Source organism: Candidatus Symbiopectobacterium sp., assembly GCF_020054415.1.
Classification (GTDB): Bacteria; Pseudomonadota; Gammaproteobacteria; order Enterobacterales; family Enterobacteriaceae; genus Symbiopectobacterium.
The window spans coordinates 1-1087 of sequence record NZ_JAHWCO010000316.1; the positions used below are offsets into that span (position 1 = coordinate 1).

The 1087-nt window shown below is 56.0% G+C and carries 1 protein-coding gene and 2 pseudogenes; 1 reads left to right on the plus strand and 2 read right to left on the minus strand.

Annotated elements, in window-relative coordinates:
• On the minus strand, positions 1–80 hold an 80-nt coding region (locus QZ506_RS09295), incomplete at its 3' end, for a hypothetical protein (RefSeq protein ID WP_291970582.1).
• Between the two features lie 74 nt (positions 81–154).
• Here QZ506_RS09295 and QZ506_RS09300 point away from each other — a divergent pair.
• A pseudogene (locus tag QZ506_RS09300) lies at positions 155–232 on the plus strand (GDP-mannose pyrophosphatase NudK); the annotation flags it as partial.
• 140 nt (positions 233–372) lie between these two features.
• On the opposite strand, the pseudogene QZ506_RS09305 reads toward QZ506_RS09300, so the two are convergent.
• A pseudogene (locus QZ506_RS09305) lies at positions 373–1087 on the minus strand (transketolase C-terminal domain-containing protein); the annotation flags it as partial.

A 1087-nucleotide genomic window follows, 5' to 3' on the forward strand; every position in this document is an offset into this window, starting at 1 on the left:
CATACGGTTAGAGAACCGCGCTGCTTGAGGGCCTTGTTATAAGAGGGCCAGTTGGTGATTTTAAAATTTTGTTTTGCCATGGAGACCTGATTTTGAAACAACTGTGGTGATCTGCTCCGATGATTACCCAAAAGTTCTATTTCCTCAACAAAGCATTATCGAACTGCCGTTTACTGACGCGCTGGCGATGATCAAAGACGGGCGTATCTGCGATGGGAAAACCATCATGTAGCTGCACTATGCGCAGCTACAGGGGTGGTGTGCATCCTAAGTACTCAAGACCTGTAACCATGTCTTTTGAAACCAAATTCCCGCCCATCCCCGTCATCCACGGCTTTCGCCGAGGATGACGGGGCTTCAGCTGTCTAAGACCTACTTCAGCAACGCGCTGTCTTTTGCCACCACGTTATCCACCGTAACGCCAAACACCTCGAACAGTTTTTCTGCCGGAGCCGATTCACCGAAGCTCGTCATGCCAACAATCGCGCCGTTCAGGCCAACATACTTGTACCAGTAGTCTGCAATCCTCGCTTCGATCGCCACGCGGGCGCTCACTGCTTCACGGTAGGCAGCACCCTGCTTGTCGAACGCATCAGTGGACGGCATGGAAACCACGCGTACCTTGTGACCCTACGCGCTCAGCACGTCGCTGGCGGCAACCGCCAGCTCTACCTCTGAACCGGTAGCAATCAGGCTCAGGTCTGGCTGACCGTCGCTGTCTTTCAGAACGTAAGCGCTTTTCGCCACGTCCGCCAGTTGCTGCGCGGTGCGTGCCTGTTGGGCCAGGTTTTGACGCGACAGGATCAGCGCCGTCGGGCCATCCTTGCGCTCGATGGCGTATTTCCACGCCACCGCGGTTTCTACCTGATCCGCCGGACGCCAGGTGCTCATGTTTGGAGTCACGCGCAGGCTGGCCAGCTGTTCTACCGGCTGGTGCGTCGGGCCCTCTTCACCCAGACCGATGGCGTCATGGGTATAGACGTAGATACTGCGGACTTTCATCAGTGCGGCCATGCGCACCGCGTTACGGGCATATTCCACAAACATCAGGAAGGTTGCGGTATACGGCAGGAAGCCGCCGTACAGC